Source organism: Rhizobacter sp. P5_C2 (assembly GCF_054049715.1).
Window position 1 is genome coordinate 22572 of the sequence record NZ_JBFULV010000059.1, and the last position, 21866, is coordinate 44437.

At 68.5% G+C, this 21866-nt stretch carries 17 protein-coding genes; 9 read left to right on the top strand and 8 right to left on the bottom strand.

Annotated features, from left to right (window positions below; all coding sequences use genetic code 11):
- Positions 1–78 precede the first annotated feature (78 nt).
- The 4 genes from ACXJLU_RS20930 to ACXJLU_RS20945 form a co-directional block, all read right to left on the bottom strand.
- Entirely contained in the window at positions 79–1872 is a 1794-nt protein-coding gene (locus tag ACXJLU_RS20930; RefSeq protein WP_457334276.1) for an ATP-binding response regulator, read from the bottom strand.
- Between the two features lie 4 nt (positions 1873–1876).
- Positions 1877–2608 (bottom strand): response regulator, encoded by a 732-nt coding sequence (locus tag ACXJLU_RS20935; RefSeq protein ID WP_073467615.1) that lies wholly within the window; start codon positions 2606–2608, stop codon positions 1877–1879.
- Between the two features lie 90 nt (positions 2609–2698).
- Positions 2699–3151, bottom strand: a complete 453-nt coding sequence (locus ACXJLU_RS20940; RefSeq protein WP_457334279.1) for a MaoC family dehydratase — start codon at positions 3149–3151, stop codon at positions 2699–2701.
- Positions 3151–3768 carry a nucleotide-binding protein gene (locus tag ACXJLU_RS20945; protein WP_457334281.1) on the bottom strand — a complete coding sequence of 206 codons (618 nt, stop codon included), beginning with the start codon at positions 3766–3768 and terminating at the stop codon, positions 3151–3153. Before ACXJLU_RS20945 ends, ACXJLU_RS20940 begins: the two co-directional genes overlap by 1 nt.
- 91 nt (positions 3769–3859) lie before the next feature.
- Between ACXJLU_RS20945 and kefF the strand changes: the two genes are divergently transcribed.
- Positions 3860–4495, top strand: a complete 636-nt coding sequence (kefF, locus tag ACXJLU_RS20950) for a glutathione-regulated potassium-efflux system oxidoreductase KefF (RefSeq protein ID WP_457334282.1) — start codon at positions 3860–3862, stop codon at positions 4493–4495.
- On the top strand, positions 4495–6345 hold the full coding sequence (gene kefC / locus ACXJLU_RS20955) for a glutathione-regulated potassium-efflux system protein KefC (RefSeq protein ID WP_457334284.1): 1851 nt from the start codon (positions 4495–4497) through the stop codon (positions 6343–6345). The genes kefF and kefC overlap by 1 nt, the downstream gene beginning before the upstream one ends.
- Here kefC and ACXJLU_RS20960 read toward each other — a convergent pair whose 3' ends face one another.
- Complete coding sequence (locus ACXJLU_RS20960) at positions 6346–7089, bottom strand: sulfite exporter TauE/SafE family protein (protein WP_457334286.1); 744 nt, start codon at positions 7087–7089, stop codon at positions 6346–6348. It abuts the gene before it with no gap.
- A gap of 16 nt (positions 7090–7105) precedes the next feature.
- Between ACXJLU_RS20960 and ACXJLU_RS20965 the strand changes: the two genes are divergently transcribed.
- Together ACXJLU_RS20965 and ACXJLU_RS20970 are read left to right on the top strand one after the other, a co-directional pair.
- Entirely contained in the window at positions 7106–7537 is a 432-nt protein-coding gene (locus ACXJLU_RS20965) for a DUF1841 family protein (protein WP_457334287.1), read from the top strand.
- A gap of 119 nt (positions 7538–7656) precedes the next feature.
- Positions 7657–9510, top strand: a complete 1854-nt coding sequence (locus ACXJLU_RS20970; RefSeq protein WP_457334289.1) for a glycosyl hydrolase family 18 protein — start codon at positions 7657–7659, stop codon at positions 9508–9510.
- Between the two features lie 457 nt (positions 9511–9967).
- Here ACXJLU_RS20970 and ACXJLU_RS20975 read toward each other — a convergent pair whose 3' ends face one another.
- Positions 9968–11530 carry an ABC transporter substrate-binding protein gene (locus ACXJLU_RS20975; RefSeq protein ID WP_457334291.1) on the bottom strand — a complete coding sequence of 521 codons (1563 nt, stop codon included), beginning with the start codon at positions 11528–11530 and terminating at the stop codon, positions 9968–9970.
- Between the two features lie 157 nt (positions 11531–11687).
- The gene (locus ACXJLU_RS20980) at positions 11688–12359 is read right to left on the bottom strand and encodes a c-type cytochrome (RefSeq protein ID WP_457334293.1); all 672 of its coding nucleotides are present in this window, start codon (positions 12357–12359) and stop codon (positions 11688–11690) included.
- Between the two features lie 98 nt (positions 12360–12457).
- Between ACXJLU_RS20980 and ACXJLU_RS20985 the strand changes: the two genes are divergently transcribed.
- Positions 12458–13312 carry an AAA family ATPase gene (locus ACXJLU_RS20985; protein WP_073467605.1) on the top strand — a complete coding sequence of 285 codons (855 nt, stop codon included), beginning with the start codon at positions 12458–12460 and terminating at the stop codon, positions 13310–13312.
- 69 nt (positions 13313–13381) lie between these two features.
- Entirely contained in the window at positions 13382–15385 is a 2004-nt protein-coding gene (locus ACXJLU_RS20990; RefSeq protein WP_457334296.1) for a S9 family peptidase, read from the top strand.
- Between the two features lie 230 nt (positions 15386–15615).
- On the opposite strand, the gene ACXJLU_RS20995 is transcribed toward ACXJLU_RS20990, so the two are convergent.
- Positions 15616–16425: a hypothetical protein gene (locus ACXJLU_RS20995; RefSeq protein WP_457334298.1), complete on the bottom strand. Its 810-nt coding sequence runs from the start codon at positions 16423–16425 to the stop codon at positions 15616–15618.
- Between the two features lie 26 nt (positions 16426–16451).
- On the opposite strand from ACXJLU_RS20995, the gene ACXJLU_RS21000 reads away from it, so the two are divergent.
- From ACXJLU_RS21000 to ACXJLU_RS21010, 3 genes are all read left to right on the top strand, one after another.
- Positions 16452–17636, top strand: a complete 1185-nt coding sequence (locus tag ACXJLU_RS21000; RefSeq protein WP_457334300.1) for a vWA domain-containing protein — start codon at positions 16452–16454, stop codon at positions 17634–17636.
- Positions 17637–17638: 2 nt separating this feature from the next.
- Positions 17639–19516, top strand: a complete 1878-nt coding sequence (locus ACXJLU_RS21005; protein ID WP_457334302.1) for an autotransporter assembly complex protein TamA — start codon at positions 17639–17641, stop codon at positions 19514–19516.
- A gap of 7 nt (positions 19517–19523) precedes the next feature.
- Positions 19524–21866, top strand: a 2343-nt coding sequence (locus tag ACXJLU_RS21010; protein WP_489742201.1) for a translocation/assembly module TamB domain-containing protein, incomplete at its 3' end; no start/stop codon positions are given.

A 21866-nucleotide genomic window follows, 5' to 3' on the forward strand; every position in this document is an offset into this window, starting at 1 on the left:
TCCAAGCCGGGACAAACGGCTTCACCCCTCTGGCCGATTCGCACTCTCAGGTGCGTCGCTCGCGCCTCGGATCCCGCCTCACCCCCCACGCACCCCCAGCTTGAAACTGATCATCGCCCGCAACTTGTTCGGCACCACCGGCTTCACCAGCAGGTGGAAGTTGTGCGCCTGCGCCTCGACCTCGTGGTTCGTCATCGTGCTGCCGCTCACCATGATGGCCGGCACCCCCGGCCCGAAGCGTTCGCGCAGCGCCTGGATCGCCTCCAGCCCGGTGTGGCCGTGCTCCAGCCGGTAGTCGACGATCAGCAGGTCGGGCACCTCGTGGCCGGCCTCGTCGCTCTGCGCCCAGGCCCGGCAGGCCGCCACCGTCTCGAAGCTGCGCACGCTCGCACCCCAGCCCTTCAGCAGTACCTCCAGCCCGTCGCGCACCGCCGGCTCGTCTTCGACGATCACGATGCGGCGCCGGTCCAGCGTCAGCCCGATCGGTGCCTTGCCGCCGAATGACGGCGCCACCGCGCGCGGCGCCTTGCCGGGCGGCAGCTCCAGCGAGAACACCGTGCCGTGCCCCGGGCGCGAGCGCAATGACAGCGGCGCCTCCATCAGCCCCGCCAGCCGCTTGACGATCGCCAGCCCCAGGCCCAGCCCCTTGCGCTGGTGCGGCGCCAGCGCATCGCCCTGCGGCACCTGGTAGAACTCCTCGAAGATGCGCTCCTGCTCGCGCTCGCGGATGCCCACGCCGGTGTCCCACACCTGCAGCAACAGCCGCCCGCCGCGCTTGCGGCAGCTCACCAGCACCGTGCCGTCCTGCGTGTAGCGGATCGCGTTCGAGACCAGGTTGCGCAGGATGCGCTCCACCAGCACCGGGTCGGCGAACGCGTTGTTCGCCCCGCCGCGAAAGCGCAGCCCCAGACCCTTCTCGAACGCGGTCGGCTCGAAGTGCAGCCTGAGCCGCCCGAACATCGCGCCGATGTTGAAATGCTCGGCCTGCGTCTCGACGCCGCCGGTGTCGATCTTGGTGATGTCGAGCAGCTCCGAGAACAGACCCTCCAGCGCGTCGACCGAGCCGTTGATGCTGTTGACGAGGTGGATCACCTCCTCGTCGTGGCTGCGCTGCCGCAGCGCCTCGGCAAACAGCCCCATCGCATGCAGCGGCTGGCGCAGGTCGTGGCTCGCGGCCGCGAAGAACTGCGTCTTCGAGCGGTTGGCCACCTCGGCCTGCTGGCGCGCCGCGTCAGCCGCCGCCTTCTCGGCGCGCAGCTGCGCGCCCAGCTCATCGGCACGCAGCTTCAGCTTCAGCAAGTTCTCGTAGTTGAGCCGGTAGTCGCTCGCGAGCAACGTCGTCATCGCGACAATGGTCAGCAGCACGCCGGCCAGCACCAGGTCGTCGAAGCCGCCCGGCAGCCCCACGCGCAGCACCGTCGGCCCGAAGCACAGCAGCGCGAAGACGTTGTAGACCTTGCGCATCGGCGCGAGGATCGGCATGCCGGCCACGCAGAAGCTGTAGACGGTGAGCAGCAGCCCGATGCGCTCCGTCGTGCCGCCGTGCGGGTAGAACAGCCACGCGGCCGAGCCCCAGACGATGCCCGAGCCCATCGTCGCGCCGACCCACACGCGGAACCACGGCTGCGCATCGGCCAGCGTCTGCACGTTGCGATTGCGAAACACCGCCAGCGCCCACACCCGGAAGAACCACAGCCCCCAGAACATCACCATCCAGGCGGCCAGCAGCCAGCGCGGCGCATGGTCCCAGAACAGCAGCGCCATCACCGACGCACCGGCCGCATTGCCGGCCAGCGTGGTCGGCACGTACGAATACAGCCCGTGGATGCGCTCGACTTCGGTCAGCTCGCGCGGCGATGGCGGGGCCGACATCGGGTCACTTTCTCCAGGCCGAGAACCCGCCGTGCGCCTGCGTCATCTGGCTCACCGCCAGCACCGCCTGCGTGCGCGAGCTGACGTTCAGCACCCGCAGCACCGCGGCCACGTGGTCCTTCACCGTCTCGACCGACAGCCCCAACTCGCGGGCGATCAGCTTGTTCGGGTTGCCCTGCAGCAGCAGCGCCAGCACGTCGGTCTGGCGCGGCGTGAGGCCCAGCGACGCGATCGACGGGTGCTGCTGGAAGCCGCCACCGCGCGCCGCCTCGCCGATCTGGTTGACGGCCGCGGGCACGCCGCCCCAGGGCCCGTCCTGCGCGCGTTCGGACGGCCGGTCGTTGCCGATGCTGATCGGCGGCACGTAGATGCCGCCGGACATCACCATGCGCAGCGCATCGAACAGCGTTTCGTTGGAGGCGCGCTTGGGCACGAAGCCCATCGCGCCCAGGTCGATCGAGCGGATCACGTCGCTCGCGCGGTCGGAGGCCGATACCACCACCACCGGCAGCGCCGGGTAGGTGCTGCGGAACTCGACCAGCAGGTCGAAGCCGTCGGCGTCGCCCAGGTGCAGGTCGAGCAGCACCAGGTCGAAGTCGTTGTCGGCCGCCAGCGTCTCGCGCGCGGCGCGGGCACTGCCGGCGCCGACCACGCTGACGTGGTCGCCCAGGCCCTGGATCACGGTCTGCAAGGCCGACAGGATCAACGGGTGGTCATCGACCAGCAGCACTTTCATCGCGACATCCTTTTGGTGGGTTGCCGATGCTAGCTGAGCGTGCCGGGCACCCCGTACCCCCCGAAGAGGGAGAAGCCGCATCGGCGCGTTTCAAACGTAGCGCCGTGTCAGCGATTCGGCCACGCACACCGGCTTGGCCGAGCCGTCGCGCTCCATCGTGACCTCGATCGTCAGCTGCGCGCCGCCATCGAGCACCTCGTAGGCCATCAACTTGAAACTGCCGCGCAGCCGGCTGCCCACCGGCACCGGCGCCGGAAAGCGCACCCGGTTCAGCCCGTAGTTGACGCCCATGCGGGTGTCGCCCACCTCGAAGGCCGACGCGAACATCTCCGGCAGCAGGCTGAGCGTGAGAAAGCCGTGCGCGATGGTGGTCTTGAACGGCCCGGCCGCCGCGCGCACCGGATCGACGTGGATCCACTGGTGGTCGCCGGTGGCGTCGGCAAACTGGCCGATGCGGCGCTGGTCGACCTCGATCCAGTCGCTCAGGCCGATCTGCTGGCCCACCAGGGCCTGCAGCTCGGCCAGCTTCTCGAAGCGCTTCATCAGGCGTCCAGCCACTGGATCAGCGGCTGCCATTGTTCAATGTCGCGCTCGACGCGGCTCGGCGCCACGTCCCACAGCGACAGGCCGCGCGCGGCCAGGTGCACGTAGTTCTGGGTGTCGCGCAGGAAGCCGATCAACGGCACCTGCAGCGTCTCGAGGAAGCTGCGCAGCTGGTCGGCCGAGATGGTGCCGTCGCGCACCCGCATGCCGACGATCGCGATCGTCACCTTGTCGCCACGCCGCCGCGACAGCAGCTCGCGCACGAAAGCGTGCGTCGCGTGGATGTCGAAAATGCTCGGCTGCAGCGGCACGAGCACCTTGTCGGCCAGCTTCATCACCTCGTCGAGCCGCTTGCCGTGCAGGCCGGCGGGGGTGTCGAGCACCGCGTGGGTGGTGCCCTTGGGCGGGCGGACGATCTCGTCGTGGGCCAGGTCCCAGCCGGTGATGACGGGCAGGTTCGCGGGGCGCAGCGAGAGCCAGGTGCGGGCCGATTGCTGGCGATCCACATCGCCCAGCATCACCGCGTGGCCGGCCTGGGCAAGGTACCCTGCGATGTGGGTCGACAAGGTGCTTTTTCCGACCCCGCCCTTCGGATTGGCCACCACGATCACTGGCATGCACTGCTCCTGACGATCCTTGTTTGCGGTTATGTTAACGAACACTATCGTTGTTGGGCTACCAATACTTACCCCCGCCACTCACGCCGCCATGAACCCATCGGAAGTCCTCGTCCTGACCGCCCATCCGCAGATGGAGCAGTCGCGCGTCAACCGCACGCTCTACAAGGCGGCCAAGAAATCCGGCCACGCCACGGTGCGCGACCTGTACCGCCTCTACCCCGACTACCTGATCGACATCGAGGCCGAGCGCGCGCTGCTGCTGCAGGCCAAGCTGGTCGTGTGGCAGCACCCGATCCACTGGTACAGCATGCCGCCGCTGATGAAGCTGTGGGTCGACGAGGTGCTGGGCTTCGGCTGGGCCTACGGGCCCGACGGCCATGCGCTGCGCGGCAAGGACCTGTGGCTGGTCTCGTCCACCGGCGGGCCCGACGATTCGTACCGCCCCGACAGCTACAACCGTTACCACTTCGACGCCTTCCTGCCGCCCTACGAGCAGACGGCGGCGCTGTGCGGCATGCGCTTCCTGCCGCCGCTGGTGCTGCACGGCGCGCACCGCGTCGGCGCGGCAGATCTGCAGGCCCATGCCGACACCTTCGTGCAGCACCTGGGCAGCTACCCGAACTGGCCCGAGCTGGCCGGCCTGGACGACTGCATCGACTGCGAGGTGCCCGAATCGGCACGCCCGGCGGATGCGGTCGAAACCGCGCTGGTGGAGAGCGCCTGATGGAACACGGCAGTTGGTTGACGGGCGGGCTGGTGTACCTGGGCGCCGCGGTGGTCGCGGTGCCGGTGGCGAAGAAGCTGGGGCTGGGGTCGATCATCGGCTACCTGGCCGCGGGCATCCTGATCGGGCCCTGGGGCCTGCGGCTGGTGACCGATCCGCAGGACATGCTGCATTTCGCCGAGTTCGGCGTGGTGCTGATGCTGTTCCTGGTCGGGCTGGAGCTGGAGCCGAAGCGGCTGTGGTCGCTGCGCAAGCCGATCTTCGGCTGGGGCAGCGTGCAGCTGTTTGGCTCGGCGGCGCTGCTGCTCGGCGCGGCGGTGGCGGCCGGCGTGCCGTGGCAGCTGGCGGTGGTGGGCGGGCTGGGCCTCGCGATGTCGTCGACCGCGATCGGGCTGGGCGTGCTCGGCGAGCGCAACCTGATGGCGACGACCTCCGGGCAGAGCCTGCTCAGCGTGGCGCTGCTGCAGGACATCGCGGCGATCCCGATCCTCGCGCTGGTGCCGCTGCTGGCCGGGGCTTCGGATGCGCCGGAGCACGGCAGTTTCTGGCTCGGTGCCGCCAAGGCGCTGGGGGTGGTCGCGATCATCGTGCTGGGCGGGCGGCTGCTGCTGCGGCCCACGCTGCGCTGGATCGCCGGCAGCGCGACGCCCGAGATCTTCACCGCCGCATCGCTGCTGCTGGTGCTGGCCACCGCGGCGCTGATGCAGACGGTGGGCTTGTCGATGGCGCTCGGTGCCTTCCTGGCCGGCGTGCTGCTGGCTGAAAGCGAATACCGGCGCGAGCTCGAGACCGACATCGAGCCGTTCAAGGGGCTGCTGCTCGGGCTGTTCTTCATCGCGGTCGGGATGAGCATCGACTTCTCGGTCGTGATGCAGCGCCCGCTGCTGGTCGCACTGATCGTCGGCGGCTTCCTCGCGGTGAAGGCCGGCGTGCTGTGGGCGATGGGCCGCGCGATGCCGCTGCCGAAGGCCGAGCGGCCGGTCTTCATCATCCTGCTGGCGCAAGGGGGCGAGTTCGGTTTCGTGGTGTTCCAGACCGCGACGCAGGCCGGCGTGATCGACGGGCCGACCTCGTCGCTGCTGGTCGCGGCGGTGGCCTTGTCGATGCTGTTGACGCCGCTGCTGCTGGTGGCCGCCGACCGCTGGTGGACGCCGACGCTGGCCGGCCAGAAGCGCAGCGACATCCCCGAGATCAGCGAGCAGCAGGACGCGTCGGTGATCATTGCCGGCTTCGGCCGCTACGGGCAGATCGTCGGCCGGATGATGTTCGCCAACGGGCTGACGCCGACGGTGCTGGAGCATGACGCCGAGGCGCTGGAGGCGCTGCGCCGCTTCGGCTGGCCGGTGTTCTACGGCGACGCGACGCGGCTCGACCTGCTGCGCACCGCCGGCGCGGCGACCGCCAAGGTGCTGGTGCTGGCGATCGACGACGTGGCGCAGAGCGTCGAGGTGGCGACGCTGGTGCGCGAGAACTTCCCGCAGCTGACGATCGTGGCCCGCGCGCGCAACGTGCGGCACTACTACCAGCTGCGCGAGCTGGGCGTCACGCTGATCGAGCGCGAGACGCTCGACTCGGCGCTGATGACGGCGCGCAGCACGCTGGAGCTGCTGGGGTGGCAACCGCACCAGGCGCGCAACCTGGCGCTGCGTTTCCGGCGCCACAGCATCGACCAGCTGGAGGCGATGCGCCCGCATGCGCGCGACCAGGAGCGGCTGATCGCGGTCGCGAAGGAAGGCCGGCAGCAGCTGGAGACGCTGTTCGCACAGGAGCGCGCCGCAGCGGTGGAGCGCAAGCAGCGCGCGGGGTGGGGTGGTGCGCCGGAGAAGCCGGACGAGGATGCCGCGACCTGATCAGCGGAGCGCGTCGTACAGCAGCTTCGCGCCGGTGAGGAACATGCCCACATACACCAGCCGATAGAACAGCGTCGGCTGGATCCGCTTCGCGAGCCGGATGCCGATCCACACGCCGACCGGCGCGAACGGCATCAGCACCAGCGAGGTCCCGAGGTTGCGCATGTCGATCAGCCCGAGGAAGGCGTACGGGATCCACTTCGACAGGTTCACCACCGCGAAGAAGGTGGCCATGGTCGCGGTGAAGATCAGCGGCGGCAGGCGCAGCGGCAGCACATAGGCGCTGACCGGTGGCGCCCCCGCATGCGCGACGAAGCTGGTGAAGCCCGACGCGATGCCCAGCACGAAGCCGAGCCAGCGCGGTGGCGGTGGCGCATCGGCGCGCGGCGGAAACAGCAGCCGCTGCGCGAGGAACAGCAGCGTGAGCCCGCCGACGATGCCGGCCACCGTCTTCGGCTGCAGCAGCCCGAACGACAGCGTGCCGAGCAAGGTGCCGAGCAGCCCGGCCGGGATCAGCAGCCGGATCAGCGCCTTGTCGCGCTGCTGGAACAGCGCCTTCACGCCGACCGCGTCCATCACGAGCAGCAGCGGCAGCATGATGGCCGCGGCCTGCGGCACGGTGATCGACAAGGCCATCAGCGGCGTCGCGAGCGAGCCGAAGCCGGCACCGAAGCCGCTCTTGGACAAGCCCATCAACAGCACGGCCGGGATGGCAGCCGCATAGAACCAGGGGTCGGTGATCATCGGCGAGAATTCTCGGATGTTTGCACCGACCCAGCACGACGTTCGCAAGTTCTTTTGCGAGACCTTCCGCAAGCAGCGCGACGGCCTGCCGCTGACGCCGATGGAGACGGTGGCCGGCGACTGGATCGCCAGCCACCCGGAGTACCACGCCGAGCTGGCCGACGAGGCCGCCGCGCTGGCCAAGGTCTATGAGGTCGAAGATGGCCGCACCAACCCCTTCCTGCATTTGTCGATGCACCTGTCGATCAGCGAGCAGGTCAGCATCGACCAGCCGACCGGCATCAAGCAGGCCTATGCCCTGCTGGCCGCCAAGTGCGGCTCGGCCCACGATGCGCAGCACGAGATGATGGAGTGCCTGGGCGAGATGATCTGGGCCTCGCAGCGCAGCGGCCTGCCACCGGACGGCCACAAGTACATCGACTGCGTGCGCCGCCGCGCGACGCGCTGAACCACTGGTGAGGCCCCACAGGGTTACCAACGCTACGGTTTGCTGACAACTGTTCGCGCGGGGATGGGCCACCATCGGCCCCGGTTTTCCCCCAGCGTCGACAACCTGCGAACCGTCCGATGGCCCACCTTCTTGCTCGTCCCGTCTCCCGCCTGATTCCCCACCGCACCGGCTTCGTCGCCGCGCTCGCCTGCGTGAGCTTCGCGTGCCTGGTCGCCACGTCGCAGGCCGATGCCGCGCCCTTCGTGCTGGCCTACACCGACGGCCAACTCGGCCAGTCGTACACCAACCTGCAGGCCTACCACGCGCAGTTGAGCGCGGTGGGCCTGGGTTCGGCCTACAACCTGACGGCCGCGGGCGCGATCGGCACCGAGGGCATGACCAACACGACGCGCAGCATCATCAGCTTCGCGAAGGGCAAGGGCCTGCCGCTGTACCCGACCGTTTCCGACTACAGCAACGACGCCGGGGGCTTCGATCCGGCGATCTCGAAGGCGGTGCTGGCGAGTGCTGCGAGCCGCGCCAAGGCGGTGACGAACCTGGTGAACCTGGCGACCTCGAACGGCTTCGCCGGCATCGACATCGACCTGGAGGCGGTGCAGCCGTCGGACAAGGCGAACCACAGCGCGTTCATCTCCGCGCTGGCCACCGGCCTGCATGCCCAGGGCCTGAAGCTCGTGATCAGCATCCCGCCGAAGACCGGCGACAAGGCACCTGACTACCTGGGCGGCTACGACTACAGCGCGATCGGCGCCGCGGTCGACTACTTCCAGGTGATGACCTACGACGAGGTCGGCCCCGGCTGGGCGAGCAGCGGCTTCAATGGCGAGGTGTGGCCGGGTCCCGAATCGGGCCTGGACTGGCAGAAGGCGATCCTGTCGTACACCGTGTCGCGCGTGCCGGCCTCGAAGGTGCTGGCCGGTTTGCCGAGCTACGGCTACGACTACAGCACCGGCCAGGTGGTGCACTGGTCGAGCTTCCCGGCCGTGCTGGCCGCGCATGCCGGCGCGGCGTTGCAGCGCGATGCGGCGTCGGCGACGCCGTATGCGACCTGGGGCACGGTGCGCAAGCAGCCGGACGGCACCGAGTGGAGCAATTCGACAAAGCAGCCGGCGCTCTGGTACGACGATGCGCAGAGCATCCAGGCCAAGACCGCGCTGGTGAATGCGTACGGGCTGGCCGGAACCAGCGTGTGGGCGATGGGTTATGAAGACGCGAGTTTCTGGTCGGCGGTGAAGGCCGGGTTGGACAACGGTGCGACGGCCCCGCTGAGCATCGATGCCGCGGCGGGCGCCGGTGGATCGATCGTGCCGAGTGGGGCGGTGCAGGTCGTGCAGGGCCGCAGCCAGGGATTCAGCATCGTGCCGAACGCCGGCTACGACATCAGTGCGGTGACGGTGGATGGCGCGGCGATCGGTCCGGTGACGAGCTACACCTTCAGCGACGTGCAGGCCGGCCATTCGATCCGTGCCGCGTTCACCGCGCGCGGCGGCAGCGGCGACACGCAGATCGAAGCCAGCGGCACCGGCCAGGTGTGGATCAAGAACACGACGGCGCTGTCGAACGCGAACCGGCAGGCGCGTGCCGGCATCAACGACGGCAAGCTGGCCACCGGCGTCACGTTGAATGCCGCGGGCGAAGGCGAGGCTGGCAAGTGGGAGGCGGCCGGCGTCACGTGGACGGCGGCGAAGGCGGTCTCGAAGGTGACGTTCATCAACGGCGCGATCGACAGCTACGGCAACGGCTACTTCGAATCGGGCGTGAGCTTGCAGTACACGACGGACGGCACGCGCTGGCTCGAATCGGGATGGGCGATCGCGCCGGCGTATCCGAACAGTGCGGCGGCGGGTGGCGCGAGCTACGCGTTCAGCGGCACGCCGCTGGCGGGTGTGCTCGGCGTGCGGATCTCCGGCAAGACCGGCCCGCAGTCGTGGAGCGCGATCGTCAACGAGGTCCAGGTGACAGGGCGCTGAGGCGCGGACGCTGCGCTGTGCAGGCAGGTTTCGCCCTGCCGGGCGAGTCACTTTCATTTGAGCGCAAATGAAAGTAACCAAAGCAAAGCGCTTTTAACCCGAACACCGTGCGGTTCGTTCTCCACGCTGCGGACAACACGGCTGCTTCGGCTGAAGCTCCGCCTTGATTGGGATTGTTGACCGTTCTTCTCCACCCAGCTCGCTGCGCATCGCCCGCATGACGCGGCGGTGGCGGCCGGTGCGAGGCGAGGCGGAGCGAGCGGGTGGAGCGGGAGGGCAACAATCCCAATCAAGGGACGATGTGCAGCGGCGTGGCAGTGTTGTCCGCAGCGGGCCAGAACGAACCGCATGGTGTTGTATTCGAGCCCTTTGCTTTGGTTACTTTCATTTGGGCTCAAATGAAAGTGACTCGCCCGCCGGGGCGAGACCCGGCAGCAGCCTCACGCAGTGAAGCAAATCACCGAATGGTGACCCAGCGCCATTCCAGCCAGTTATCCGCCCGATGCACCACATCGACATTGGACCGAGCCGCCCAGGGAATCACCTGCCGATGCAGCGGAATATTCAGCACCTGCTCGTTGTGCTCCCGCAGCGCCGCCTTGATCAGCTGCTCGCGCTTCTTCGGATCGGCTTCCTTGCTCGAAGCCGCCGCCAGCTCATCCAGCTTCGCGTCCTTCGTGCCGCCGAAGTTCCACGCCCCCACCCCACCCTCGCCGCGGCTGCGCAGCACCGGCGTCAGCGTCACCTCGGCATCGGTGATGGACCCGCCCCAGCCCAGCATGAACATCGAGGTGTCGAACTTCTGCACCTTCGGGAAATAGGTCGAGCGCGGCATCGCGTTGACGCGGATCTTCACGTTCAGCCGGGCCCACATCGAGGCCAGCGTCTGGCAGATCTCCTCGTCGTTGATGTAGCGGTTGTTCGGGCAATCGAGCGTCACCTCGAAGCCCTGCGCATAGCCCGCATCGGCCATCAGCTTCTTCGCGCCCTCGAGGTCATACGGCAACCGCTTCTCGATCTCGGGATCGTTGAAGGCGCCGAGCGGCGATGACGTGATGCCGCCGGTCGGCACGGCCTGGCCGCGCATCAGCTTGGTCTTGATCGTCTCGATGTCGACCGCCTGGTACAGCGCGCGGCGCACGCGCTGGTCCTTGAACGGGTTCTTGCCCTTCACGCTGCCGTACAGCAGCTCGTCGCGGCTCTGGTCCATGCCGATGAACACGATGCGGTTCTCCGGCCCGTCGATCACCTTCACCTGCGGCGTGACGCGCAGTCGCGCGATGTCCTGCGGCGCCGGGTCGAGCACGAAGTCGATCTCGCCCGACAGCAAGGCCGCCACCCGCGTCGGGTCGCTCTTGATCGGCGTGTAGACCACCTCCTGCACGTTACCGTCGAACTTGCCCCACCACGCCGGGTTGCGCTTGAACACGGTCTTCACGTCGGGCGCCCGCGAGACCAGCATGTACGGGCCGGTGCCGTTCGCGTTGAACGACGCGTAGCTCTCTTCCTTGTTCTTGAAGTCCAGCGGCTTCGTGACCTTGTTCTTCTCGCTCCAGGTCTTGCTCATGATCTGCACCAGCGTCGCGTGCTGCAGGAAGATCGGATTCACCGCCGGCAGGTTGAACTCGACCGTCAGCGCGTCGATCTTCTTCGGCTCGCCGAGCGCGTTCGCATAGGCCTTGATGTCCGAGGTGCCCTCGCGGGCGCGCTGCACCGAGAACACCACGTCGTCGGCGGTGAACGGCGTGCCGTCGTGGAACTTCACGTTCGGGCGCAGCTTGACGCGCCATTGCGTCGGCGTCGTCTGCTGCCACTCGGTGGCGAGCACCGGCTCGATGCCCAGCTGCTTGTCGCGGTTGACCAGCGTCTCGTAGACCTGGCCGTTGATCGCATTCGTCAGCAGCTCGTTCTGCGAATGCGGGTCCATGGTCTGGGCATCGCCCTGGGTGGCCCAGCGCAGGGTTTGGGCGTGCGCGCCGACGCACAGCACGGCGCACAACAACGGAATCCAACGTTTCATGAGGCGATCCTTCGTGATCTGTGGCGTGGAAGGCCGCAGTCTACGGGGATCGGGACCCACCTCTCACCGTTCGCCCTGAGCTTGTCGAAGGGTAGGACTGAGCTTGTCGAAGGCCTTCGACAGGCTCAGTCCGAACGGTGTGTATTCAACGGCGGCTTCAGCGGAAGCGCGACTGCGGCACGGTGTGCAGCTCAGTGGGCAGCGACGCCAAGTACTGCGCCAGCGTCTTCAGCTCGGCATGCGAGAACTGCTTGACCTGCCCGACCATGATCGGGTTGCTGCGGCCGATCTGCGGGTTGCCGTTGGTCTGGTACGCCTTCAGCGCGACGAACAGGTAGTCGGCATGCTGGCCGGCCAGCTTCGGGTAGCTGCCGTCGATCGGCTTGCTGAAGTTCTCGCCGTGGCACGACACGCAGTTGCCCTTCTTCAGCAGCTCGTCGACCTCCGGCGGGGCCTTGGCTTTCTCGGCGAGCTGCGGCTGCTCTTTCGGGAGCTGTTCGTAGAAGGCGGCGAGGTCGGCCATGTCCTGGTCGGTCAGCGGCGCCGCGATCGCACGCATCGTCGGGTGCTTGCGCTCGCCCTTCTTGTACTCGCCGAGCGCGGCGACGACGTACTTGGCGCCCTGGCCCGCGATCATCGGCACCTTGTGCACTTCGGGGAAGCTCGCCTGGTAGCCCGGGATGCCGTGGCAACCGATGCACATCGCGGCTTTCTTTTCTCCGGCCTTGGCATCGCCGGCCTTCGCGTCCTGCCCAGCGGCGGTGCCGGCCAGCATCATGGACACAGTGAATGCGGCGATCAGATTCGACAGGGAAACCAGCTTTGTCATGGCAGCTTTTTTGAAGTTGGCGAGGGCTTGTCTTCGGACCGCGGGCGATTATAGGGCCCGCCTTATACTGGCCCGCACCCCTTCCAACCTTGCGCCGCATGAAGTTCAAAGGCTCTGACAACTACGTTGCGACCGACGACCTGATGCTGGCCGTCAACGCCGCCGCCACGCTGAAGCGGCCGCTGCTGATCAAGGGCGAGCCCGGCACCGGCAAGACGATGCTGGCCGAGGAGGTGGCGCAATCGCTGGGCATGCCGCTGCTGCAGTGGCACATCAAGAGCACCACGAAGGCCCAGCAGGGTTTGTACGAATACGACGCGGTGAGTCGCCTGCGCGACAGCCAGCTCGCCGACGTCGACGGTGGGGCGCGGGTGCACGACATCCACAACTACATCGTCAAGGGCGTGCTGTGGCAGGCCTTCACCGCCGAGCAGCCGGTGGTGCTGCTGATCGACGAGATCGACAAGGCCGACATCGAATTCCCGAACGACCTGCTGCGCGAGATCGACCGGATGGAGTTCTACGTCTACGAGACGCGTGAGCTGATCCAGGCGAAGCACCGGCCGCTGGTGTTCATCACGTCGAACAACGAGAAAGAGCTGCCCGACGCCTTCCTGCGCCGCTGCTTCTTCCACTACATCCGCTTCCCCGACGCCGACACGATGAAGCGCATCGTCGAGGTGCACTTCCCGTCGCTGAAGAAAGAGCTGCTGACCGCCGCGCTGCGCAACTTCTACGACGTGCGCAATCTGCCGGGGCTGAAGAAGAAGCCGAGCACCAGCGAGCTGCTCGACTGGCTGAAGCTGCTGGTGGCCGAGGACATCCCGCTCGAGGTGCTGCAGAGCAAGGACGAGAAGGTGAGCCTGCCGCCGCTGGTGGGCGCGCTGCTGAAGAACGAACAGGACGTGTCGCTGTTCGAGAAGCTCGTCTTCATGCAGAAGCACAACCGATGACGCCTGCCGGGCACCGCTCCGGCCACCCCCGTTTCTCCACCGACTGCCGCTCACGAGGCGGCCACAGACATGGCCCGACACCAGACCCTGAGCATCGATGACCTGTGGGCGCTGCAGCGCGTCGGCGGACTGGCCCTGTCGCCCGACGGCGCGCAGGCGGTCTGTTCGGTCGGCAGCTACTCGATGGAGGACAACAAGGGCACCTCGGCCCTGTGGCTGCTGTCGACCTTCGGCGGCGGGCCGCGCCGGCTGACGCAGGCGGGCGAGAAAGACGGCCAGCCGGCCTGGTCGCCGACCGGCGAGCGCATCGCGTTCATCGCGCGCCGCGAGCAGCAGGGCAAGAAAGACGACACGCCGCAGCTGTACGTGATCGCGCCCGACGGCGGCGAAGCGCGGCGCGTCAGCGATTTCGCGCCCGGCGTCGACGCCTTCAAGTGGTTCCCCGACGGCAAGCGCATCGCGTTCGTCTCGTGGGTGTGGCCCGATGCGCGTGGCGCCGCGGCGCAGGCCAAGCGCCACCAGGCCTTCAAGGACCGCAAGGAAACCGCCTACGTGACGAGCGAGGCCCAGTACCGCTACTGGGACCGCAACCTGCCGATGGAGCGTGTGGCGCACGTGCTGGTGCTCGACGTCGAGAGCGGCCGGGTGCGCGACCTGTTCGAGGGCAGCGACTACGAACTGCAGCGCGGCGACCCCGACGCGCATTCGTTCGACATCTCGCCCGACGGCCGGCACATCGCGTTCGCGTTCGACCCGGCGGCCGAGAAGCGGCTGGACCATTGCAAGTCGCTGGCCGAGGTGGCGGTGCGCACCGGCCGCATCGAGGTGATCGCGCAGGACAAGGCCTGGGACTTCGAGGCCCCGCGCTACAGCCCGGATGGCAAGCGCATCGCGTTCCTCGCGAGCCACCAGGGCAAGCGCCACACGATGCCCAACCATGCGGCGGTGCTGCAGCGGGGCATCGATGCGCCGGTGAAGCAGCAGGTGCTGAGCGCCGCGTGGGATCACGCGGTGAACGGCCCGATCCGCTGGTCGGCCGAGGGCGACGCGCTGATCTTCACGGCCGAAGACCAGGGCCGGTGCCACCTGTGGCGCTTCGACATCGCGACGCGCGCGGCGACGGTGGTGGCGCAAGGCGGCTGGGTGCAGGGCTTCGACGTCGCGGGCGACGTGATCGTGACGGCGGCTGACGCGATGGACCACCCGGCGCGGGTGCATGTGCACCGTGCGGGAGAAGAAACACCGCAGCGCCTGGAGCACTTCAATGATGACCTGCTGAAGCCGGTGCGGCTGGGCAGGCATGAGGACCTGCGGTTCAAGGGCGCGCAGGGCGACGAGATCCAGGCCTGGGTGGTCTATCCGCCGGGGTTCGACCCGAAGAAGAAGTACCCGCTGCTGCACAGCATCCACGGCGGCCCGCACGCCGCTGCCGGCGACACCTTCCACTACCGCTGGAACACGCATGTGTTCGCCGCGCAGGGCTACGTGGTCGTCTGCGTGAACTACCACGGCTCCAGCGGCTTCGGCTACGGGTTCCTCGACAGCATCACGCACCGCTGGGGCGAGCTGGAGCTGCAGGACGTGGAGGCCACGACCGACCTGATGCTGAAGAAGCCGTACATCGACCGCGGCCGCGTCTTCGCGACCGGCGGCAGCTACGGCGGCTACATGGTGGCGTGGATGAACGGCCACGTGAAGCCGGGGCGCTACCAGGCCTATGTGTGCCACGCGGGCTGCTTCGACTGGACGGCGATGTTCAGCGACGACGCCTACACCTGGCACGCGAAGGAGCTGGGGGCCTGGTACTGGGACGACCAGGCCAAGGTCAATTCACAGAGCCCGCACGCCTTCGCGAAGAACATGAAGACGCCGACGCTGGTGATCCACGGGGCGCTCGACTTCCGCGTACCCGACCAGCAGGGACTCGCCTACTACAACACGCTGAAGGCGCGGGGGGTGGATTCGCGGCTGGTGTGGTTCCCGGACGAGAACCACTGGATCCTGAAGCCGCGCAACAGCAAGCTCTGGTATTCCGAGTTCTTCGGGTGGCTCAAGGCGCACGACAAGAAGTAGGTTTCTTGTTGTTGTGCGCACGCCAAAAGCCGTTCGCCCTGAGCCCAAGAGGTCCTTGAAGGGACCCGGCAGTTGCAAAGAAACACCGTTCGCCCTGAGCCTGTCGAAGGGTCGGACTGAGCTTGTCGAAGGGTCGGACTGAGCTTGTCGAAGGCCATGCGCGCTTCGGGCATAACCCTTCGACGGACGGGCCCTTCGACAGGCTCAGGGCGAACGGGGTGGGGGTGAGCTCACCTCAAGAGATTCGAGATATCCCAGGTGACGGCAAAGCGCGGATCCTCCCAGCCCGGGACCCCAGGCCGCTGCGCCGTCCCGAGATCGAACGACAGCCGCCGCGGCACCAGCCACCAGCGAGCGCCGACCCGGTTGACCTCGGTCTCGCCGGCCGAGAGCCCGGTGCCGACCCATTCGGCGTAGAGCGTGCCGCTGCGCAACGGCTGCCACACGCTCGACAAGGTGGCCCGGTTGCGCGGCACGCCCGCCACGTCGCGCCCCAGGTTCATCTGCAGCGCCCAGCTGTCGGCCAGCCGCACCTGCGCGCCCGCGGCAACTGTCGCCTGCTCGGTGCGCAGCCCCGGTTCGGTCTCGGTGCGCAGGCCCGCCCAGCTCATCCGCAATGACGTCTTGAGGCCGCTGCCCAGGGTTTCGGTCGTGCTGGTCTCCACCCGCGAGCGCAGTTGGCTCGGTCCGACATCGGTCGGCTTGGCGCGCGGCGTCTCGACCTTCCAGTCGAGGCGATCACCGCCGCAGCGCCTCGCCAGCAAGGCCTCCTGGTCCGTCGCCCCGGCGTCGGCGAACGGCTCGACGCGGCAAGGCACCGGCGGCGCGGCCGACGCGGCAGCAGCACCGCCCGCCATCAGGACCATCATCAGGGTGCGCTCGAGCGCCGGAAACTTCATGTCACAAGGCGGGGCAGGAATGTCAGCCGAGACATCATGCAAGAAGCTCCCGTAGGACAACGGCAATGCCGCACCGCAACAATGGGGTATGCGCACGAGGACGGTGCGCTCGGACGACGTCACAATACGCGGCAGTTCCATCGGGCAAGTCGTCGTCCCCCTCCGCCATGCTGACCAACTTCTTCTACACGCTGCGCGCCGCCAAGTTGAAGGTCTCCGTCAAGGAATACCTGACGCTGCTCGAAGCCTTGCAGGCCGGTGTGATCGACGATGACGGCGGCCCGAGCGTCGACAAGTTCTACCTGCTCGCCCGCACCACCCTCGTCAAGGACGAAGCCAACTTCGACAAGTTCGATCGCGCCTTCGCCGCCTACTTCAAGGGCGTCGAGCTGCTCACCGACTTCACGCAGGACGTGCCGCTCGACTGGCTGCAGAAGAAGCTCGAACTCGAACTCAGCCCCGAGGACAAGGCCGCCATCGAGAAGATGGGCTGGGACGAGCTGATGGAAACCTTGAAGAAGCGCTTCGAGGAACAGAAGGAACGCCACGAAGGCGGCAACCGCATGATCGGCACCGGCGGCACCAGCCCGTTCGGCGCCTTCGGCTACAACCCGCAAGGCATCCGCATCGGGCAGGACAAGACCCGCAACAAGAGCGCCGTGAAGGTGTGGGACCAGCGCCAGTTCAAGGACTACGACGACTCGCTCGAACTCGGCACCCGTAACATCAAGGTCGCGTTGCGCCGGCTGCGCCGCTTCGCCCGCGAAGGCTCCGACGAAGAACTCGACCTCGACGACACCATCCGCTCCACCGCCGCCAACGCCGGCTACCTCGACATCAAGATGGTGCCCGAGCGCCACAACAAGGTGAAGGTGCTGCTGCTGATGGACGTGGGCGGCACGATGGACGAGCACATCCACCGCGTCGAAGAAGTGTTCAGCGCCGCCAAGGCCGAGTTCAAGCACCTCGAGTTCTATTACTTCCACAACTGCGTCTACGACTTCATGTGGAAGAACAACCGCCGCCGCTACAGCGAGAAGTTCTCCACCTGGGACCTGATCCGCAAGTACAACAAGGACTACAAGCTGATCTTCGTCGGCGACGCGACGATGAGCCCCTACGAGATCCTCCAGCCCGGCGGCAGCGTCGAATACAACAACGAGGAAGCCGGCGCCGAATGGCTGCAGCGCCTCACGCATGCCTTCCCGAAATTCGCGTGGATCAACCCCGAGCCGCAAGGCGTCTGGGGCTACCGCCAGAGCATCTCGATCGTCGCCCAGCTGATGAACCAGCGCATGTTCCCGCTCACGCTGCAGGGCCTGGAAGGGGCCATGCGGCTGCTGAGCAAATGAGGTTGCCCGCACCGCCCCTGCTGGCCGCCAGGCTCGCGCTCTCTTTGTCGATGTCCTTGTCGATCTCGCTGTCCGGCTGTGCGATCTTCAAGCCCGACGCCGATGACGGCAGCAAGCCCGACGCCACCGCTGCCGCCGCGCCGGCCGCGGCAGCGTCCGCACCGGCCTTCGCCGCCTACCGGCTCGAGGTCGATGCGCCCGACGACCTGAAGGCCCTGCTCACGACCTACCTCGACCTCGGCCGCTTCCAGTCGTCGACGCAGGAGGGCATCACCCGCGCCGAACTCGACCGCCTCGCCGCGGCCGCACCGGCCCAGGCCAAGACGCTGGTCGAGACCGAGGGCTACTTCAATGCCGAAGCCAGCGTCGAGCGCAGCGAGACACCCGAAGGCCTGCCGGTCATCAAGCTGGTGCTGCAGGCCGGCCCGCGCACCCGCGTCGACCACTGGGACCTGCAGATCGAGGGTGAGTTGAAGAAGGGCCTCGACGCCAAGGACCCGGCCGCGCGCGAGACCCTCGACCGCCTCGAAAGCCAGTGGCCGCTGAAGCTCGGCCGCCCGTTCCGCCAGAGCCTGTGGGGCGAGGCGAAGAACGAGACCGTGGCCCGGCTGCGTGCCGACGGCTACCCGGCCGCGCAATGGACGAGCACCGAGGCGCGCGTCGACGCGTCGACGCAGAAGGCCAGCATCACCGCGGTGCTCGACAGCGGCCCGCTGTTCCACCTCGGCGAGATCCGCATCGAAGGCCTGCAGCGCTACGACGAAGGCGCGATCCGCAACCTCGCCGACTTCGGGCCCGGCACGCCCTACACCGAGAAACGCATCCTCGATTTCCAGGAACGCCTCGGCAAGCTCGGGCTGTTCGAGGGCGTCTCGGTCGAGATCGACCCCGATCCGGCGGTGGCTGCCGCGACACCGGTCACGGTGCGGGTGCGCGAACAGACGCTGCAGCAGGCCACCTTCGGCATCGGCTACAGCGACAACACCGGCGGGCGCTTCACCTTCGAGCACCGGCATCGCCGGCCCTTCGGCTTCAATGCGCAACTGCACAACAAGCTCGAACTCGGCCGCGACCTGCGCTCGTGGGACGCCGACCTCACGTCGAACCCGACCGACGGCCAGTACCGCAACCTGATCGCCACCAGCGTCTCGCGGCTCGACTCGGCCGGCGCGATCACGCTGAACTCGCGCGTGCGGGTCGGCCGCTCGCTCGACACCGAGCACATCGAGCGGCTGATCTTCGTCGAGGTGCTCGATTCCAAGCTGACCAACGACACCGCCGAGCAGGACAGCCGCGCGGTCTCGCAGAACTACAACTGGGTCTGGCGCGACGTCGACAGCATCGTGCTGCCGACCAGGGGCCTCACCGCCTCCATCCAGGCGGCCGGCGGCTACGCGGTGAACAACTTCGCCAGCAACGGCCCGTTCGGCCGCACCTATGGCCGCCTGACCGGCTACTGGCCGCTCGGCCAGCGCTGGTACGGCCAGGCGCGCGTCGAGGTCGGCGGCGTGTTCGCGAAACCCGACGTCGGCATCCCGGATGCGCTGCTGTTCCGCGCCGGCGGCGACGACTCGGTGCGCGGCTACGCCTACCGATCGCTGGGTGTGACCAAGGATGGCGAGCTCTACGGCGGCCGCTACCTGCTGACCAGCAGCATCGAACTCGCACGCCCGATCTCGCCGCGCATGCCCTCGCTGTGGTGGGCGGTGTTCGCCGACGGCGGCAATGCGTCCGACACCTGGGGCCACGTGAACTCGGTCTACGGCTACGGCGTCGGCCTGCGCTGGCGCAGCCCGGTCGGGCCGCTGCGCATCGACTATGCGCACGGGCAGGCGGTCGACGAGAACCGCCTCCACCTCAGCGTCGGCATCGCCTTCTAGAGCACGCATGAGCGACGACACCGAAGCCACGCCCGCTCCGCCGAAGCCGCTGCGCCGACGCCGCTGGTGGGTCGCGCTGCTGATCATCGGCTTCGTGCTGCTGATCGTGCTGCCGGCCGCGCTGGTCGGCACCGCGCTGTGGGCCGCCGGCAGCGAGAGCGGCACCGCGTGGCTGCTCGGCAACGTCGCGCGCTCGCTGCCGCTGCTGCAGGTCAGCGAGCCGCGCGGGTCGCTGGTCGGCGATTTCAGCGCGAAGCAGGTCGTCGTCGTGCTCGGTGAACACGATCGCGTCGTGATCGACGCGTTGCGCTGGCGCGGCCTCTCGCTGTCGTTCACGCCCTACCCGCGCTCGTGGGCCGCGGTGCATGCCGATGCGATGTCGGCCGACCGCGTCACGGTGCAGATCGGCCCGGCTGATCCGAACGCCAAGCCGTCGGGCCTGCCGACCTCGCTGCGCTCGCCGGTCGAGCTGTATGTCGACAAGCTGACCGTCGGCACGCTGCTGGTGCCGGGGCTGGAGGCGCATCCGCTGCGCGAGATCGCGGCCAAGGTCGCGCTCGGCGCCGAGCGCGGCGCGCTGCACCGCGTCAGCGATGTCTCGCTGCGGCTCGATGCGCTGCAGGTCACCGGCCAGGCGCAGATCGGCGCCGACGGCGACATGCCGCTCGAGCTGCAGCTGGCCGGCGTGCAAGGCAGCGGCAGCGATGCGGCACTGCCGGCACTGCCGACGTGGGCCAAGTCGCTGCGCAACGACTGGCATGCCGACCTGTCGGCGAAAGGCCCGCTCGCGCGCTTCAATGCCAAGGCCGCGTTGCGCGCGCAGGGGCAGTCGCTCGATGCCACCGCCACCGTCGCGCCATGGGACAACTGGCCGCTGCCGCAGGTCGACGCCAGCACGCAGGCGCTGGACCTGTCGGCGCTGCTGACCAGCGCGCCGGTCACCGCGCTGAGCGGCACGGTCTCGATCGCGCCCACCGATGCGAAGGCCGGCAAGGGCGGCCTCGCCGCGCGCGGCACGCTGCGCAACGACACCCCCGGCCGCTGGGACGAGCAGCGCCTGCCGCTGCGCCAGCTGAGCTTCGATGTGCGCGGCCGCGCCGACCAGCCGCGGCAGTTCGAGCTCGCGGCGTTCGAGGCGGTGCTGGCCGGCACCGCCAAGCCGGCCGGCAGCCTGAGCGGCACTGGCCGCGTCGACGGCGGCAACTTCGAGCTGAACGCGGTGCTCGACAAGGTGGCGCCGTCCGAGCTGGACCCGAACCTGCCGGCGATGACGCTCGGCGGCCCCGTCACGCTGTCCGGCCAGACGCACCCGCCGCTGCCCGACGGCAGCGCGCAGCCGCCGACCTTCAAGGCGCTGGTCGACCTGAAGGGCCAGCTGCTGCAGCCGGCGCGCGCGGTGCAGCTGAAGGTCGATGCGCAGGGCGATGAGCGGCACATTGAGCTGCGCGAACTGCGCGCCTCCGCCGGCGCCGCACAGGCCAGCCTGAGTGGCAGCGCCGAACGCGGCGAAGCACTCTGGCAGGCCAAGGCAAAGGGGGCGCTGGTCGATTTCGACCCCGCTGCATGGTTCCCCGGTCCGCCCGAATCGAGCTGGCACCTCGGGCCGCACCGGCTGAACGTGAAGGGCGAGCTCTCGCTGACGGTGCCCGACAGCGTGACCGCCCCGGCCCCGCGTGGCGCGACCTTGCTCGACCGCCTGGCCGCGCTGCGCGGCGACATCACCGCGGTGATCGGCGACAGCGTGCTGGCCGGCGTGCCACTGACCGGCGACATCGCGCTGCACCACCCGAGCGCCGCCTCGCCGTTCGCCGCCACCGTGAAGCTCGATGCCGGTGGCAACGCGCTGAACGCCGAAGGCACGCTCGCCACCGATGCGCGAGGCACCGCCGACCGCTGGCATGTCGACGCCCGCGCGCCGGTGCTGGCGCGCCTGCAGCCGCTGCTGAAGCTGCTGCCCGGCGCGCAGGCGTCCGGCCTGCTCGAAGGCCTGAACGGCAGCTTCACCGGCGAGGCCGAACTCACCGGCCGCTGGCCCGACGTGAAGACGCAGGGCAAGGGGAACCTCGCGAAGCTGCGCGCCGGCCCGCTGGCGGTCGGCCAGGCCGACCTGCACTGGCAGGCCGGCAGCAGCGCCGACGCGCCGCTGGAACTCAACGCCGACATCACGCAGGGCGCATGGCGCGGCCAGGGCCTGGACAGCAGCCGGCTGCAGCTGCAGGGCACGGCCCGCTCGCACACGCTGAACTGGCGCACCGAACTGAAGGCCTTGCCGCCGGCCTGGGTCGACAACGTGCAGCCGCCGCCTGCCGCCCGGGCGGCCAGTGCACCCCCCGCCAGCGCTCCCGTGGCC

Excerpts from the sequence above, each read along its gene's own strand:
- ACXJLU_RS20930 (WP_457334276.1), bottom strand. The coding sequence starts at position 1,872 with ATGTCGGCCCCGCCATCGCCGCGCGAGCTGACCGAAGTCGAGCGCATC.
- ACXJLU_RS20935 (WP_073467615.1), bottom strand. The coding sequence starts at position 2,608 with ATGAAAGTGCTGCTGGTCGATGACCACCCGTTGATCCTGTCGGCCTTG.
- ACXJLU_RS20940 (WP_457334279.1), bottom strand. The coding sequence starts at position 3,151 with ATGAAGCGCTTCGAGAAGCTGGCCGAGCTGCAGGCCCTGGTGGGCCAG.
- ACXJLU_RS20945 (WP_457334281.1), bottom strand. The coding sequence starts at position 3,768 with ATGCCAGTGATCGTGGTGGCCAATCCGAAGGGCGGGGTCGGAAAAAGC.
- kefF (WP_457334282.1), top strand. The coding sequence starts at position 3,860 with ATGAACCCATCGGAAGTCCTCGTCCTGACCGCCCATCCGCAGATGGAG.
- kefC (WP_457334284.1), top strand. The coding sequence starts at position 4,495 with ATGGAACACGGCAGTTGGTTGACGGGCGGGCTGGTGTACCTGGGCGCC.
- ACXJLU_RS20960 (WP_457334286.1), bottom strand. The coding sequence starts at position 7,089 with ATGATCACCGACCCCTGGTTCTATGCGGCTGCCATCCCGGCCGTGCTG.
- ACXJLU_RS20965 (WP_457334287.1), top strand. The coding sequence starts at position 7,106 with ATGTTTGCACCGACCCAGCACGACGTTCGCAAGTTCTTTTGCGAGACC.
- ACXJLU_RS20970 (WP_457334289.1), top strand. The coding sequence starts at position 7,657 with ATGGCCCACCTTCTTGCTCGTCCCGTCTCCCGCCTGATTCCCCACCGC.
- ACXJLU_RS20975 (WP_457334291.1), bottom strand. The coding sequence starts at position 11,530 with ATGAAACGTTGGATTCCGTTGTTGTGCGCCGTGCTGTGCGTCGGCGCG.
- ACXJLU_RS20980 (WP_457334293.1), bottom strand. The coding sequence starts at position 12,359 with ATGACAAAGCTGGTTTCCCTGTCGAATCTGATCGCCGCATTCACTGTG.
- ACXJLU_RS20985 (WP_073467605.1), top strand. The coding sequence starts at position 12,458 with ATGAAGTTCAAAGGCTCTGACAACTACGTTGCGACCGACGACCTGATG.
- ACXJLU_RS20990 (WP_457334296.1), top strand. The coding sequence starts at position 13,382 with ATGGCCCGACACCAGACCCTGAGCATCGATGACCTGTGGGCGCTGCAG.
- ACXJLU_RS20995 (WP_457334298.1), bottom strand. The coding sequence starts at position 16,425 with ATGGAACTGCCGCGTATTGTGACGTCGTCCGAGCGCACCGTCCTCGTG.
- ACXJLU_RS21000 (WP_457334300.1), top strand. The coding sequence starts at position 16,452 with ATGCTGACCAACTTCTTCTACACGCTGCGCGCCGCCAAGTTGAAGGTC.